This window comes from Streptomyces sp. NPDC089424, assembly GCF_044749345.1.
Taxonomy (GTDB): domain Bacteria; phylum Actinomycetota; class Actinomycetes; order Streptomycetales; family Streptomycetaceae; genus Streptomyces.
The window spans coordinates 152,376-166,058 of the sequence record NZ_JBIVHU010000002.1; the positions used below are offsets into that span (position 1 = coordinate 152,376).

Annotated in this window: 16 protein-coding genes and 5 pseudogenes; 5 read left to right on the forward strand and 16 right to left on the reverse strand. The window is 67.0% G+C overall.

Annotated features, from left to right (window positions below):
• Window positions 1-16: 16 nt before the first annotated feature.
• The gene (locus ACIP2X_RS08295) at window positions 17-217 is read right to left on the reverse strand and encodes a hypothetical protein (RefSeq protein WP_401669226.1); all 201 of its coding nucleotides are present in this window, start codon (window positions 215-217) and stop codon (window positions 17-19) included.
• Window positions 214-432: a LexA family protein gene (locus ACIP2X_RS08300; RefSeq protein ID WP_401669228.1), complete on the reverse strand. Its 219-nt coding sequence runs from the start codon at window positions 430-432 to the stop codon at window positions 214-216. Before ACIP2X_RS08300 ends, ACIP2X_RS08295 begins: the two co-directional genes overlap by 4 nt.
• A gap of 286 nt (window positions 433-718) precedes the next feature.
• On the opposite strand from ACIP2X_RS08300, the gene ACIP2X_RS08305 reads away from it, so the two are divergent.
• Window positions 719-871, forward strand: a complete 153-nt coding sequence (locus tag ACIP2X_RS08305) for a DUF6233 domain-containing protein (RefSeq protein WP_401672240.1) — start codon at window positions 719-721, stop codon at window positions 869-871.
• 80 nt (window positions 872-951) lie between these two features.
• Here the strand turns inward: ACIP2X_RS08305 and ACIP2X_RS08310 are convergent, their stop codons facing one another.
• From ACIP2X_RS08310 to ACIP2X_RS08345, 8 genes are all read right to left on the reverse strand, one after another.
• Window positions 952-1,833, reverse strand: coding sequence for a transposase family protein (locus ACIP2X_RS08310; protein WP_401669231.1), 882 nt, complete (start codon window positions 1,831-1,833; stop codon window positions 952-954).
• Window positions 1,834-2,005: 172 nt separating this feature from the next.
• Complete coding sequence (locus ACIP2X_RS08315) at window positions 2,006-2,776, reverse strand: transposase (protein WP_401669233.1); 771 nt, start codon at window positions 2,774-2,776, stop codon at window positions 2,006-2,008.
• A 76-nt stretch (window positions 2,777-2,852) separates the two neighbouring features.
• Entirely contained in the window at window positions 2,853-3,413 is a 561-nt protein-coding gene (locus ACIP2X_RS08320; RefSeq protein ID WP_401669235.1) for an SUKH-4 family immunity protein, read from the reverse strand.
• A gap of 85 nt (window positions 3,414-3,498) precedes the next feature.
• A complete protein-coding gene (locus ACIP2X_RS08325; protein ID WP_401669237.1) occupies window positions 3,499-3,756 on the reverse strand; it encodes a DUF6221 family protein in 258 nt (85 codons plus the stop codon).
• A 60-nt stretch (window positions 3,757-3,816) separates the two neighbouring features.
• A protein-coding gene (locus tag ACIP2X_RS08330) for an IS5 family transposase (RefSeq protein ID WP_401669239.1) occupies window positions 3,817-4,646 on the reverse strand; the annotation gives its coding sequence in 2 pieces (ribosomal slippage) (window positions 3,817-4,337 and window positions 4,337-4,646; 831 coding nt in all).
• A gap of 229 nt (window positions 4,647-4,875) precedes the next feature.
• A complete protein-coding gene (locus tag ACIP2X_RS08335; protein ID WP_401672242.1) occupies window positions 4,876-5,163 on the reverse strand; it encodes a DUF6355 family natural product biosynthesis protein in 288 nt (95 codons plus the stop codon).
• Between the two features lie 660 nt (window positions 5,164-5,823).
• Window positions 5,824-6,132 carry a hypothetical protein gene (locus ACIP2X_RS08340; protein ID WP_401669242.1) on the reverse strand — a complete coding sequence of 103 codons (309 nt, stop codon included), beginning with the start codon at window positions 6,130-6,132 and terminating at the stop codon, window positions 5,824-5,826.
• The gene (locus ACIP2X_RS08345) at window positions 6,095-6,886 is read right to left on the reverse strand and encodes a replication-relaxation family protein (RefSeq protein WP_401669245.1); all 792 of its coding nucleotides are present in this window, start codon (window positions 6,884-6,886) and stop codon (window positions 6,095-6,097) included. Before ACIP2X_RS08345 ends, ACIP2X_RS08340 begins: the two co-directional genes overlap by 38 nt.
• Here ACIP2X_RS08345 and ACIP2X_RS08350 point away from each other — a divergent pair.
• Window positions 6,823-7,059, forward strand: a pseudogene (locus tag ACIP2X_RS08350) (ATP-binding protein); the annotation flags it as partial. The gene ACIP2X_RS08345 and the pseudogene ACIP2X_RS08350 overlap by 64 nt on opposite strands.
• A 13-nt stretch (window positions 7,060-7,072) precedes the next feature.
• Here ACIP2X_RS08350 and ACIP2X_RS08355 read toward each other — a convergent pair.
• The 3 genes and pseudogenes from ACIP2X_RS08355 to ACIP2X_RS08365 all read right to left on the reverse strand — a co-directional run.
• Complete coding sequence (locus ACIP2X_RS08355) at window positions 7,073-7,528, reverse strand: hypothetical protein (RefSeq protein WP_401669247.1); 456 nt, start codon at window positions 7,526-7,528, stop codon at window positions 7,073-7,075.
• A gap of 528 nt (window positions 7,529-8,056) precedes the next feature.
• A complete protein-coding gene (locus ACIP2X_RS08360; protein ID WP_401669250.1) occupies window positions 8,057-8,320 on the reverse strand; it encodes a ParA family protein in 264 nt (87 codons plus the stop codon).
• A pseudogene (locus ACIP2X_RS08365) lies at window positions 8,290-8,805 on the reverse strand (ParA family protein); the annotation flags it as partial. The pseudogene ACIP2X_RS08365 and the gene ACIP2X_RS08360, both read right to left, overlap by 31 nt.
• Before the next feature lie 292 nt (window positions 8,806-9,097).
• Between ACIP2X_RS08365 and ACIP2X_RS08370 the strand changes: the two are divergent.
• Together ACIP2X_RS08370 and ACIP2X_RS08375 are read left to right on the forward strand one after the other, a co-directional pair.
• A complete protein-coding gene (locus ACIP2X_RS08370; RefSeq protein WP_401669252.1) occupies window positions 9,098-10,405 on the forward strand; it encodes a hypothetical protein in 1,308 nt (435 codons plus the stop codon).
• 317 nt (window positions 10,406-10,722) lie between these two features.
• Entirely contained in the window at window positions 10,723-11,124 is a 402-nt protein-coding gene (locus tag ACIP2X_RS08375) for a hypothetical protein (protein ID WP_401669255.1), read from the forward strand.
• A gap of 608 nt (window positions 11,125-11,732) precedes the next feature.
• Here ACIP2X_RS08375 and ACIP2X_RS08380 read toward each other — a convergent pair.
• The 3 genes and pseudogenes from ACIP2X_RS08380 to ACIP2X_RS08390 form a co-directional block, all read right to left on the reverse strand.
• Window positions 11,733-12,104: pseudogene (locus ACIP2X_RS08380) on the reverse strand (hypothetical protein); the annotation flags it as partial.
• Window positions 12,104-12,286, reverse strand: coding sequence for a hypothetical protein (locus ACIP2X_RS08385; protein WP_401672388.1), 183 nt, complete (start codon window positions 12,284-12,286; stop codon window positions 12,104-12,106). The pseudogene ACIP2X_RS08380 and the gene ACIP2X_RS08385, both read right to left, overlap by 1 nt.
• A 151-nt stretch (window positions 12,287-12,437) precedes the next feature.
• Window positions 12,438-12,767: pseudogene (locus tag ACIP2X_RS08390) on the reverse strand (ATP-binding protein); the annotation flags it as partial.
• Here ACIP2X_RS08390 and ACIP2X_RS08395 point away from each other — a divergent pair.
• Window positions 12,738-12,950, forward strand: a pseudogene (locus tag ACIP2X_RS08395) (site-specific integrase); the annotation flags it as partial. The pseudogenes ACIP2X_RS08390 and ACIP2X_RS08395 overlap by 30 nt on opposite strands.
• Between the last annotated feature and the right edge of the window lie 733 nt (window positions 12,951-13,683).

Below are 13,683 nucleotides of genomic sequence, written 5' to 3' on the forward strand. Positions count from 1 at the left end.
CCGGCGCTTCTTTGTGTTAGCCGTTGTAAGGCCAGGTGACCAGCACGTGATCGGTGTCTTCGCCGGTGAGGGTGAGGCGGGCGCCGGGCATGCTGCCGTACTTACCGACCCACCGCCGGAACGTGTCACGCGCGGTCACCTCACTCCCCCACCAGCCGTGCTGCACCCGCCGACCACCGACAGTGAGCAGCAGGTGGAAGCGGTGAGGGCTGGTCATGCGAGGCGGATCCCTCTCCACCGACCCGGCTCGCGCACGATCGCGGCTTTCGCCTCGAGCTCTGTCAGCTGGTAGTGCACCGAGGCCCTGCTGCGCATGCCGACAGCCGTTCCGATCTGCTCGATCGTGGGTGCGTGCCCGTGGTAGGCGATGTGCCGGCGGATGCAAGACAGGACGCGTTCCTGAGTGCCGGCGAGGCGGTCGACGCGGTGCATACTTATATTAGATCACTTGTTCGAACAGGCGGCCAAAACGGAGGTGAAACGGCGGCCGGGAGCAGCAGGTGGGTGGTCAGGAGCCGCTGTCGCGTCTCGACGCGCTGCGTATCGTGCCGCGCGTCGTGGAGCAGCAGGCCGTAAGCAGCTGCGGCTCATCGACGGCCGGCTCGCCGCTGAGGAACGACGCGAAGCGGAGCGCCGCCGCGGTGCGGAGCGGCGGCCGACCCCGCCGCAGTGGCTGATCCAGTACGACATCAACCACACGAACATCGACGCCGTGCACGTGGGTGACTGCTGGGCCGCGGCCCAGAGCGGCCGCTGCCGCCCCGCAACCCGGCAACAGGCACTCGACGCCCTGCGCCAACAGACACCCCCGTGCATCCACTGCAGACCCGACACCGCCCTCGGCATCCTCGACCAGGCCACAGGGGGCTAGAGCCTGTCTCTTGGAAGATGTCTAACGAGCTCGTGCACGGTAAGCGGTGAGACGCCGGGGACCCCAGCGGGGCTTGGTGGTCACACCTGCCGTGCCGGGACCAGGTCCGCGGTCTGCTGATTGGAGAGCAGGCCAGCGATGGCTTGCACGGTGTCGCTGATGTGCTCGCGGCGGCCGAGGTGGCGGGCCAGCGTCCGCCAGTTCTTCAGGTGTGCGATGCCGTGCTCGACGCGGATGCGCCGCGAGGAGTGCGCTTTGCGTTGGCGCTCGTGCATCTCCTCGTACCAGTCCGGAGCGTTCTTCTTGAACTTGCGGTGCGGAGGTGTCACCACGCGCCCGCCGGTCTGGGCTCCCAGGCCCTGGTAGCCGGCATCCGCGAGGATCTCGGCTGCCGGACCACCCTCCAAGAGCCTGACCAGCCCTAACTGGCGGGCATGGGTGATGTCCGCGCAGCTGCCGTGCTGCGCCGGGCTGCAGAAGAGCATCCGGCCGTCGCCATCCGTGACGACCATGGTCTTGACCGCGTTCTGCTTGCTCTTGCCGGAGATGAACTTGTCCCGGTCTTTGTGTCCGGCAGTCGGGCGCCTGACGCGGATCTCGGTGCCGTCGATGATGCCGGTATTCCCGCTGGCGCCGATATGGTCGATGACCTCGGCCAGGGTCCGCAACCGCACACCCGGGCTGACGGTGCAGCCTCGCTCGGCGAGCAGGGGTCGCACCTCGCCGATGGCCCGGGTGATCGTGGAGCGGTCGACGCCGAACCAGCAGGCCAGCACGTCATGCGTGGCGGCGTGACGGAGATGGATGAGCGTGGCCAGCAGCCGGTCGACGAACACCAGCTGGTGCTTCGCGCCGGCACCCACCGCCCGCTTCCGTGGCCGGTACGCAAGCCTGGCCTGATGCCGCTCGTGCCACAACGGGCCTACCTCAGCAACGAGTTCAGCAATCACAGCAGCCGACATGCCCGTGATCCTCCGGTTTCTGATGATCGCTGCACGAGACGCGTTCCCCACCACATGACCATGATCGACGATCAGGAGCTCGACGTCTCACCGCTTACCGTGCACGAGCTCGTAAGGGCTGTCCCGCAAGTGCTCTGAGGCGTGCTCCTCATCAGCCGTCGGTATAGATCCGCTATCCGGTCAGGGTGAGGTTGTGGAGGCGGGCGATGCCGAGCATGGCGTGGTGGACGCCGTCGCCTTTCAGGCGGCAGTCGCGGAGGATCTTCCAGGTCTTCATACGGGCGAAGGTGCGCTCGACTCGGGCGCGGACTTTGCGGTGGGAGGTGTTGTGGGCTTCCTTCCAGGCCGGTAGCTCGGTCTGGTTGGGTTCTCGGCGGTGCGGAATGATCAGACTGGTGCCGCGGTAGCCACCGTCGGCGATCACGGTGGTGTTGCCGACCGAGCGCTTGGCACCGGAGAGTTCCCACGCCTTGCAGTCGTTGCGGTTGCCCGGCACAGGCCGGCCGACGCAGACGACAAGGCGTGAGTCAGCATCGATGACGACCTGGTGGTTGGTCGAGTAGCGGTAGTTCTTGGACTGCTCCGCCACGCTATGGTCCCGTGTCGGCACCAGGGTTCCGTCCACGATCAGTACCGTGTCTCTGCGGAAGCTGCTCCGCGGCCGCAGCGCGAGCAAGGGACCGAGCTGGCTCACGATCCGGCCCGCGGCCGACTTTGAGATCCCGAACAAGGGAGCCAGCTGCCGCAAGGTCAGATTCGTCCGCCAGTACGCGGCAACCAGCAGCACCCTGTCTTCCAGCGAAAGACTCCACGGGCGGCCCCTGCGAACAAGGGGCGGGCCTCCGCACCGCAGCATGGTGACCAGCTTCCCGAACTGCTTTGGACTCAGGCCGGAGTACGGCGCTATCCATGACGGCTCCGACGCCGTGATTACAGCCCCCACATGAAGATCATCTCAGTGGTGGGGCTGGGCATCCCCGCACGTCGCCATCTACGGACTCTGGATCTGCCGGCCGAAATCAGTAGAGCCAGCGGTCCAGATGTGCTGGCCAGAGAAACCCCTCGTAGCCGTTGAAGGCCGCCGGGTCGATCTCCTTCAGTCCCTCGGCCAGCCGGTTCAGCTCGGCAAAAGCCCGCTCTTCCTCCTCTTCGGAGAGGTACTCCTCAGGACCGTCCGGCTCGCTGAGGAGCTCAGAAGCTGTGATGAGACTGCCGTAGCGGTGAAGGACGTCGAGCCACACGTCGACACCCGAGTTGGCGAACCATGCCTCCCCGTCCGGCATGACGAAGTAGACCGCCCCGGTCTCCGGCTCGACGCCGAAGGATGACCGTTCGGCTTGATCATCGTGGTCCGCCTGTTCGGTGAGACGGTAGAGCGGGCCACGGGACGTGAGAAGGACTGGCTCAGCCTCGCTCTGCATCACGACTCGTTCAATGAGGCGCGGTGATACCGGGATGCCCACCTCGACGAGCTGTGCCTTCATGGGGCCAGGGATCCGCCAGCCGGCCACAACGTCCTGTCCGGCCCGTGTGACACGACCCAGGCCGGCCCACTCAGTCAGCTGGTCGTACGTCGGCATCGAACGATCCTCTTCCATAGGCTGAGCCCTGACCCTATCGAGCCGGTCTCGGGTCACGGCTCGGCCGCACTTGCGGGAACAGCCATTAGGGACGCCATTTCTGCTGGTAGGCAGGGTGCTCGGCATACGACTGGGCAAGGACGCGAATCGCGTAGGTGAGGCCCGCGCGACGGGCGTCTGTGGGCTCCAAGGCCTGGTAGTCCCGTGCCAGCATGTCGATGAGATCGAGCATGGCCAGGTGGCTGTCGAGGAGGGCTTCACCGCCGAACGTCTGGGCCACGTAGGCGTAAGCATGGTTGTCCTCCTCGATGCGAGTGCGGAGGAATTTCAGGAGGTCGTCCATGCGCCAATTTTTGCGCGCCGCGCTTGCTTCTGGGAGGCGTGTTCGTGATCGTCCCCGTCATCAACTCCTGGTCCAGATGAGGATGGCAGCAAGGTGGAGTGCGGCCTGGTAGGCAAGAGCTAGTATGTCGGTGCGCATGGCCAGGCCCCGCCACTGTTTGAGTCGGGCGATACAGCGTTCGACGCTGTTGCGCGCTTTGTACGTCTCGGCGTCGAAGCCTGGCGGGCGGCCTCCGGCGCGGCCGCGCCGGAGGCGGTGACCGATCTGGTCGGCGGGTTGCGGAATCACGGCTCGGATGCCGCGCCGGCGTAGATGTGCGCGGATTGCCCGGGAGGAGTACGCCCGGTCGGCGAGGACGAGTGCCGGTCGAGTCCTTGGTCTTCCAAGTCCTGTTCGTGGCACCCGGATTCTGGCCATGACTGCCTCGAAGGCCGGGGCGTCACCGGCCTGGCCAGCAGTGACATGCAGAGCCAATGGTCGTGCCTGACTGTCACTGGCCAGGTGGACCTTCGTGCTTAGGCCACCGCGTGAGCGTCCCAGTGCGTGATCGTGAGGTTCCGAACGTCCGAGTGCCCCCTTTTCCTGGCTCCGGCAGCGTGCTGGAGGGCCCGGCAGATGGTGGAGTCCACCGACACCGTCCAGCCCACGTCGTCACCAGCGTCCGTCCCGGCGAGAATCACCGAGAGAATCCGTTCCCAGGTGCCGTCAACGGCCCATCTGAGCAGGCGTTTATGCGCGGTCTGGAACGGCCCGAGCTCACAGGGCAGGTCGCGCCATGGGGAACAGGTGCGGTAATTCCACGCGATGGCCTCAAGAGTCCGACGGTGGTCGGCCCAGCGTCGGCCGCGGACCGGATCGGCCAGCATGAGCGGCTCGATCCGGGCCCACATCGCATCAGTGATTACTAACCGGACAGACACATCCGATCAACCGACCAACCCATCAAAGAGATACGCTCTAGGGGGCACGGGCTGGACCATCCTGGGCGCCTGTTTCTGGCCCCGTAACAGCAGGCCGAGGGCCGCCAGTCCGGGATGGGAGCTTTGCGAAAGCGTGCGGGGAACGGTCACTGCGACCGTTCCCCGCACGCTGACGCGGAGTGCTTTCACACTACCCAGGTCAACACGTACGGCCGGTGTACCAAGCACCGTCGATACCGGAACTGGAACCGATCCAGGTCACACCCGGTCCCACACACCGCTCACTGTTCGGACCCCAGTCATCGATCTCGATAATGATGTTTGAGCCGTCCGAGGTGCAGTGGTTGTAGTAGGCGTCGGAGTGGGTCTCGTAGAAGCCGCAGGGGTTCGCTGCGGCTGGACCGGCACTCATCGTGACTGCGCCGGCGGAAGCGAGAATGAGAGCGACGGAACCAAGGGCACCAGTCGCGATACGACGAAGACGCAAGGGGAGCTCCAAACAGTAGAGGGACGAGAGTCCGGCCCGCAGGGTGCCTGCCGATCCGCTATCCAAGCCCGAGAGTGGCAGCTCAGAGCAGCCATCGCGGTCTCGGTGACACCTTTCACCCGGCGAATCGATTCGCTTCTGCGCCGACCGGTTGGTCTTTGCCAGTTCCGCATACGCCGGGTCAGAAGCAGACATGCCGGTTCCACCCGCTCGGTGACCTTCCCAAGCGCGTCTTCGTTGAGGACATCGCGCACCTCCCCGAGCACGAGCGGGGGCCCGGGCACGTCGTGTAAACCTGCCCGGGCCCCACATCCGGCCGCTCCCGGGACTCCACATGCTCGGAAGCCCAGACGCTCCCCAAGGGCTTTCGGCCTGGCCCGTGCAGGGGCGTCTGGTGGTTGGTCAGGCGCGGCGTTTGAACAGTGCAGTGAGCAAACCGGGGTACTGCCGGGGCAAATCGATCCGGCAGACGGGGCAGTGCCGACCATCTTCTGCAGGCGCGTCTTCGTAGCGGAGGCCAGGCTGCTCGGCTCGGGGCTGCCCGCACCGCTCGCACAACTCCCAAACAGGCGTCGCGGGCGGCTCGGGGCGCCGTGCGGCGTCCTGCTACTCGGGGCGCTCCTGTGGCGGCACCGACTGCGGCACGGTGGCCGGCTCACCTCAGCCTGCTGCCTGCTCCTGCCGTTCACGTTCGCATTCTTCGTCGCGTCTGCGGCTGCGTTCGTCGTCGCGTTGGTGCCAGGCGTCGGTGTTTTTGGGGTTGGCCAGGGCGGTGTCGAGGGTTTCCGACTGGCCGTGTCCGCAGCGCCACCACACCGCCGCCCGCGGACCGTGCTCCTTCAGTCGTTCGAGGGTGGTGAACAGGATCGGGATGGCGTCGGCGTAGTTGTAGTAGCCGTCCGGATCCGTGTCGCCGAAGCCGTCCATCCGCTCAAAGCTGCCGGACCAGATGGCGCGGGTCGCCTTCATGACCGCGTTCATGCGGTTCTTCAGCGCCTGCGATCCCATCCTCGTGCTCGGGTTGAAGACCACGACTACCGGGGGGATGCCCTTCGCGGCCGGTCGGCGGGTAGAGGTTCCGCCACGCGGGAACGTCCCGGCCGCGGTGGTCCTTGGCCTGCAGGCGGAAGAAGCGCAGGTACTTGTCGAACTTCGCGGCCACGACGTCGGCCGCCTCGGTGCAGTTGTCGACCTCCACCAGCAGCACCGGCACCCCCGCTACCGGAGCCTGCAGCACCGCGTCCGCCCGGACACCGGACCGGTTCCGGCCCGTGCTGGGCAGGTTCAGCGCCACCTCCGTCGACCAGGCGAAGATGCTGCCGATCCCCTCCGGCGCGGCCGGCGCGGTCTCGGTCGGCGGGGCGGTTGCGGGGTTGCGTGTGCTGGGTATGGGGCGGGTGGCGGCCGGCGGGGTGCGGGTGATGGCGATGACCGTCTCGTTCACGGCCATCGCGTGCGGGGCACCGGAACGGGCAGCACCCCGCGCGATACCGCCCATCTCCCCCGGTCCCCGGCCCAGCACTTCAGCGGCCGCGTCCAAGCCCAGGGGCGTCAGCCCCCAGAGCTTGTTGCCGTCCCGGGCCGCGCCCTCCGACAGGGTCAGTCCGTGGCGGGCGAGGTCGAGGCAGGCGTTGCGGAAGACCTTGTTGTCTTTGTGGCCGCCGCGGCGCCGAACTCCTCGTCCAGATTCTGACCGAGCGGGAGGAAAAGAACAGCGTGGCAATCGCCTCGAACGAGTCGTTCTCTGGCTGGACCAAGACCTTCACCGACCCCCGCGTCTGCGCGGCCATGGTCGACCGCCTCACCTTCGGCGGCAACATCATCGAGACCGGCACCGACTCCTACCGACTCGCCACCACCCGCTCCCGCGCCGAACAGCAGGCCACGGCCAGCTGACTTCCCGCAGGGCTCAGAGCGCGATCGGTCGGTACCTCAGAGCCTCGTCGACAATCTGCTTCGCAGACGCGCCCCGCAGGATGTCTGCGGGGTGGAAGACCAGGTCGCTTACCCGGGGGTGCGACACGTTCGCCTCCAGGAGGCGCAGGTAGTAGTCGCTCTCCGGGTCGGCCAGCAGGAGTCTGCGAACGATCTCAACGAGCTCGTCCCGGGTGATGTCCGCAACCACGGGGTGAGCCGGACGGGCCGCCTCCCGCGCGAACTCCTCCAGGCTCCTGCTTCCGTCGTACTCAGCGAAGTCGAGGACCTCGTAGTCATGACCGGTCATCGCGTTGAAGGCCGTGATTGCCTCACGCGCTGCCGCCCGGCGGGTTTCCAGCATGTCAGCGATCCGCTCAACCTCGGCGCACAGCTCGTCCAGCCGCTGCCGACTCACGGGCGGGGGCAACAACTCCGGTCTCAGGTCCACAGCCGCATTATGTCCGTCCGTGCCAACACGCCCGAGCCAAGCCCTCTGGGCGCTGCCAGTTCTCATCGACATTGCTGGGCGCCTCGATCAAGAACCGCTGCCAGACCCCGGCGACATTCGCTCTCCGTTCTCACCTACGAAGCCAATTGGAGACGCCGGGCGAGCTGTTGCACATGTGCGAGAGGTGCGACTACTCGCCCGTGATCCGCTGGGCCACGGCAGGCAGCTACTCGAGGGCGACGGCGACTAGGGCGGCCATGATGACGTGCTTGTGCTGGCGGGTGGACCAGTGCAACTCTTCTACTGCGGACCCAGGGCGTCGGCTGACTCTTCGGCATGTACCAGGAACGGCGGTCCATGGCCGGGCCCTTGGCTCGTGCGGGGCGCTGTACGGGCTCATGAGCGGCCGGGGCGGGTACCTGTGGCGCCGGGGAACGTCTCCGTCGTCGGTACGAGTGTGACGGGAGCGCAGAAGGGCGGTGAGGTCCCCGCCGTTGGCTGGGGGCGGCAGTTCCTTCCTGCGGGCGCTCACTGTCCGGCCCTCAGGGTCTTGGCGAGCGCGCGGTACGCCTCAGCGTGCTCGGAGTCGGGGGCGTAGTCGACCACGGTCCGGCCGGACCGCCACGCCTCGGTGACGACGACACCGAGCGGCGCCGTGCCCAGGATCGGCAAGCCATTGAGCTTCCTCAGCTCATCGAGGACCGATTCCGCGAGCTTCGTCGTCGGCCGACGCAGCAGGAACACGACCAGGCCGTGCAGCTCTAGCGGCTTGTCCCGCAGGTCGGCGTCCACCGAGGAGATCTGAGCAGCAGCAGACGAAGGGCCTTGAGCGAGCTGTCCTCCGCTTGGACGGGGATGAGCACCCCGTCGGCGGCCGCGAGCGCGTTGTCCGTGAGGATGTCCAGGCTCGGGGGCGCGTCGATGAGCACGTGGTCGCAGATGCAGCGGAAGGCCGCCAGGAGCCGGGCGAGCCGGTGCTCCCGCGCGCGCTGCTTGTCGAGCTCCCGCACGGCCATGAACATCTCGATGGTGTTCGGCACCAGGTCGAGCCGTTCGGCCGGGACAGAATGCGGGGTGATCAGGTCGGCAATGCTGCCGGTGTACTCCCCGATCAGCGTGCGGTACAGGTTCGCGGCGCCTTCCCCGGCGGGCGCCTGGTCGATGCCGAGCCCGTCCGTGAGGTGGCCCTGGGGGTCGAGATCGACCAAGAGCACGTTGTGCCCGGCCTCTGCTAAAGCGCCGGCCACGTTCAGGGCGGTGGCGGTCTTGCCGACCCCGTCCTTCTGGCTCCTGCCTCGGTACTGGAATGGGTGATGTGCCGAAGCACGATGGTTGTCACCACCGGCATCGGCTGGCCTGCGGCTTCAATAGGACCAAGCATGGTGGTTGTCACCGATGCGGCGCGCTACCTGTCACCAGCGGCAAGCGAAGCAGGGGCGATGTCATCGCGTTCGGCTTCTGATGGGCAGGGTGCCGCACGGCGGCCTTTGGCGATCACGGGCCATATTTCGCGAGCCCTACGCGAACCCCGCCCCTACGATCACCTGGTACGACTGCTGGAGGGGCGGAATGCTTGAGGACATCAAGGACGGGACAGCGGCAGCGACGCGGCTCGCGGGAGGTGCGCCGCTTCACAGCACGCTTGATGTCGCCGACCCCGCTGACTGGCTCGCGCTGGACGCAGGAGTGCGTGAGATGGCCTGGCACCGCCCGGAGTTCCTGCCGGGGTGGGAGCACTCCGCCCCACTGCCCGCCGACCTGACTCAGCTCGGCGAGTCTCGGCTCGCACTCGCCCTCTGCCACCGCGACGGGCGGATCCGTCAGGAGGCGGTGCGTCAGTCGGTCCGATACCCCGGTCTGCTGCCGTTGGTCGTGATCCGCTGTGCCGATTGGGTCGGCCCAGTGCGCGAGCACGCCCGGAAGTTGCTGCGCGAGGCCCTGAACGTGGACTCGGCCCTCTCCCTCGCGCCGCTCATCCTCCGCGTCGGCCGCCGCGACAGAGGGGCCTTCGGCGTCGATGTGCTCGGCCAGATCCTGCGCCAGGCATCCCACGGGCAGCTCGCTATTCTCTTCGCTGCCCCCGACCGCGTCGTCCGGCGGTTCGCGTACCGGTTTGCCATCGAGGGCCGACTGCTCCGTCCCGCTGAGCTGGCCCGCGCGGCCGCCGGGGACCAGGACACCGTGGTCCAGGACCTCTGTGCCACAGCAGCGCTCACGGCTCTGGGGGATGAGGATGCCTACGAGGGAGTGCTGCCTTCACTGCTGTCCGCACGCAACCCACGTACCCGTTCGGCCGGCGTCACCGCGCTGAGGCGCGCGGGGCGGGCAGAGCAGGCGGAAGCGTTTCTCAGCGACCGCTCCGCGCTCGTGCGCGCTTGCGCCCGCTATGTCGTACGACAGCAGGGAGGTGACCCGGAGGTCTGGTACCGGGAGCAGTGCACGACACCGGACGACCCCGATTTGCCGCCCGGTGCGGTGATCGGACTGGCCGAGTGCGGGAACCGTGCAGACGCCGGACTGCTGCGGCCGCTGCTCGTGCACCCGGCGGCCGGGGTGCGGGCGCGAGCGGTGGCCGGGCTGCGGGCGCTGGATTGCGCGGATGCGGAGCAGTTGCGGCCGCTCCTCGACGACCCTGCCGCCGGTGTCGTCCGCGAGACTGTCGCCGCCCTGTTGCCCTCGGTCAGGGAGCTGCCCGCCGACTGGCTTTTGGCGCGCACCAGTACCGATCTGCCGCGGCACGTCCGCGTCGGTGCGTTCCGGCTGCTCGACGCGCGCGGCGGCACCGTGGCGCTACGGGTGGCGGTCGGTCTGTTCCAGGACCCGGATATGAAGCTGCGCACCTGGGCCGCGCAATCAGTGCAGCGCTGGCATCCGTAGCCGGGCGAGCGGCGCGGTGACGCGGAGGTGGGTGAACTGCTCGACCAGAGCCGACACCTCTTCAGCGACCACATGCTGCGCCGACGCAAGTGGGAAGCCGGGGTGGACAGCTGAGACTGCACCGCAGTCAAGAAACTCGGCTCAGCACTCGCCCCCCCCGGCGGCCCTGGTGACAGCACGCCTGCCTTGGTGACAACTATCGTGCTTTGAGCTCGTAACACGATCACGCGAACCAGTCCCAGTAGTCGTGTCGTGGTAGAGCGTGGGAGCGTGGCCCTCGATCGTGGGCGATGACCTGTGTGGGGATGGGGGGCTGGATGAGCGTGGTGTGGGCGGCGACGTCGCCGGAATCGGGACTGTTCCATCCGGTTGAGAGAGGTTCAGAGGTGAAGGATCTGGCAGACCGCTTCAACGAGCTGCGTTCCCGTGGTCAGGGGTACGTCGAGGTTTGGTCGCCGAACAGGGAGTTCCCGGTGCTGATCCTGGCCTTCCGAGATGATCACGCAGTCGTCCATCTGATGAGTGACGCTGAGCGGGTGTCTCTGCTCGTAGGAGACGGCACCGTGCCCTCGAGTGCCGAGGTCGAAGTCCCGATCATGGACGACCTCGCCGCGTTCACGGGTGACTTTGCCCTGCATATCGATCGTGCGTGGGACCTGCTGCACGACTTCACCCAGACCCGGGCGGCCGGCCCTCTGGGTAAGTGGTGTGAGTTGTAGCCAAGGAGCTAAGTTCACGATCATGATCGGTGCTTCTTCAGCCGTCCCCAGCAGATGAGGGCGCAGGCCAACGAGACGAAGGCGTCGTGGAGCTCTGTTCGGCGTTCCCAGCGGACGGCGAGGCGCTTGAACTGGTGGAGCAAGGCGAAGGACTGCTCGACAACGTAGCGGAGTCGAACCCATCGCCCTCAGACATCTGGACGAAGTGAGCAAGCACACTGGGCACCTGCGGCAACGAGAACCCGACAGGCGCCGCGTTCCTACGGGCAGCAGCCTCCCCACCCCGAGACTGCTTCGTCCAGGACGTCCTGATCCATTGCACCGTGATGTCCACTGCACCCGCCTTTCGCCGGGAGCCTACGGCGATCACGCCCAGGGCGTCATCCGGCTTCCGACACGCAGGTGCCCGTTACCAGTTCTCAGCAACATTCCGAAGGGCCAGGAGCCCCGCGTGCTCTCCGAACCCACCAGCAAACGCTCCTAGATTTCACCAACGCAGCCAGCCCGCGCCCGCCCGGAGGAGCGGAGCGACGACGGGTGCTTGAACCAGTAGAGAAAGTTGCAACAGTACGTGGTGCAGGCCTCTCCGGTCCCGGTAGATGCTTGACGGTGCGTGGCTTGAAGTCGTGTGCACGCGTGATGAGTTTGCTGGTCTCGCGGTGTGCGAGCGGTAGGAAGAGGGCTGGCCGGATCGTCCACGTGATCTGGGTGCTGGCGTGCGTGACCGTCACCATGCATGGCTCGGAGCTAATGAGAGCTCTGCGGGTTTCGGTGCGGCCCTCGTACAGCCAGGTCCATGCCTCGTCGCAGGCCTCGGAGTCCAGGGCCGGCGTAATGCTCCGGAGCTCGACGGCTACCCATCTGTCTGCCTGCGGAGCGGAGTAGGCGTCGAATGACGCGTGCAGAGTGGGGCGTTCGGTGGCCGCTGTGAGGTCTTCGGTCCAGCACTCGCACCAGAAGCCGTAGCGGAGTCCGGTCATCAAAGCACTCCCGTCGCTCCCGTCGGCGATGCCGTCAGTACGTACTGCGCACTCTCGTTGTACAGGGTGAGTCGGTAGGCGCTGCCCGACGTCAGATACAAGAGGGCGCCTTCGTGTTCCGCTTCGTCCATCAGCCAGTAGCGGACCGGATGCGCGTACGCCGTGTCGAGCTGGTCGACCACGTGGCTTGTCTGGTCGCGGAGCCATCTCAGGGCGAGGCGGGGGCTCGTTGCCTGGTGAGATCCGAGGTTGATGCAGTCGGGCGTGTGCCACGGGTATGCGGCTGGCACGTGTACCAGACGACGCGAGTCGCCGCGGGAAAGCTCCCGGCGCTGGCCGGCGCCCCCGCTGGGTGTCCTCCGTGCCCGTCGCGGTGAAGAGCTCCGCCGTGACCGTGTAACCCGTGCCGTGGCTGTTGTGGATGACCACCCGGTGGGCGAGGGCGGCGACCATGCCGAGTCCGCGGCCGTGTTCTGCGTGCTGGTTCTGGTGCTCGGCCTTGGGGGCCGTGCCGGTGCCGCCGTTGTCTGTGACCGAGAGGGCGATCACCTGCGGGGAGACGGCTAAGGCCAGGTGGAAGCTGCCGGACTCCGTCCCGCTGTCGGTGTGGAGGATCGCGTTCGCGCTCAGCTCGCTCACGATCACTTCCACGACCCGCGGCACGCGGGCAACACCCTGGCCTCGATCGTCGGCGCCAGCACGCGGGAGCTGATGATCCGCATGGGCCACAGCAGCTCTCGGGCCGCGCTGATCTATCAGCACATGACCAGTGACCGTGATCGGGCCATCGCCGATCGACTCGGAGCCGTGATCCGCAAGGGTGGGCGGGAGGAAACTCCCGATTAGGGTCTGTCGTGCCTGTGCAGCTCAGAGCACGCATTGAGACAACGACTGCGCGGGCCGGCTCCATCCGCCACCTGTACCGCAAGAGGGCATAACACTGGGCGGCCGATAGCATCAAGGGGTCGGCATCCCGCCCAGAAGCACGGCAACCACTATGTACATCGGGATGGCCAAGGCTACGGCCAACCCGGCAAGGCAGCCCCACATGGTCAGTCGCATTCTGGTTCTCGCGTAGTCATCGCTCTTCGGCACGTCCGTATCCAACAGTGAGAGACACCGACCCTCTGCCCAGTGGATGTGGACTCCGTGCGAACCCTGTTGGCACGCGTGTGGCACGACCCCGGACACGACGAAGGGCCAGCCTGGGAGGAAACCCCTCCTGAGCCGGCCCTCTTCTCTGTGGTCCCGGCAGGATTCGAACCTGCGACACCTGCTTTGGAGTTCGGTCTGACCGCCTGTCCACCCGTGCTGCGCGCGGCGGCCGTGGCCGTGTCAGACCGCAGCACCACGCCGCTGCTGTCCGCTGCCGTTGATGTCAGCCCTGGATGTCACCTCATACCGGCTGGGGTCATTTGCGACGCTTGCGTGCCTTCGCCTTGCGTTCGGCTTCCTTGCGCTTCTCGATGGTGTACGACGACCACTCGCCACGGTGCAGGTTGCATCGCGACGCACCGAACATCGCCAGCCGTCGGTACCGAGTGCCCCTCGCCGTGAGCGCTCCACGTCTGGACTGCGT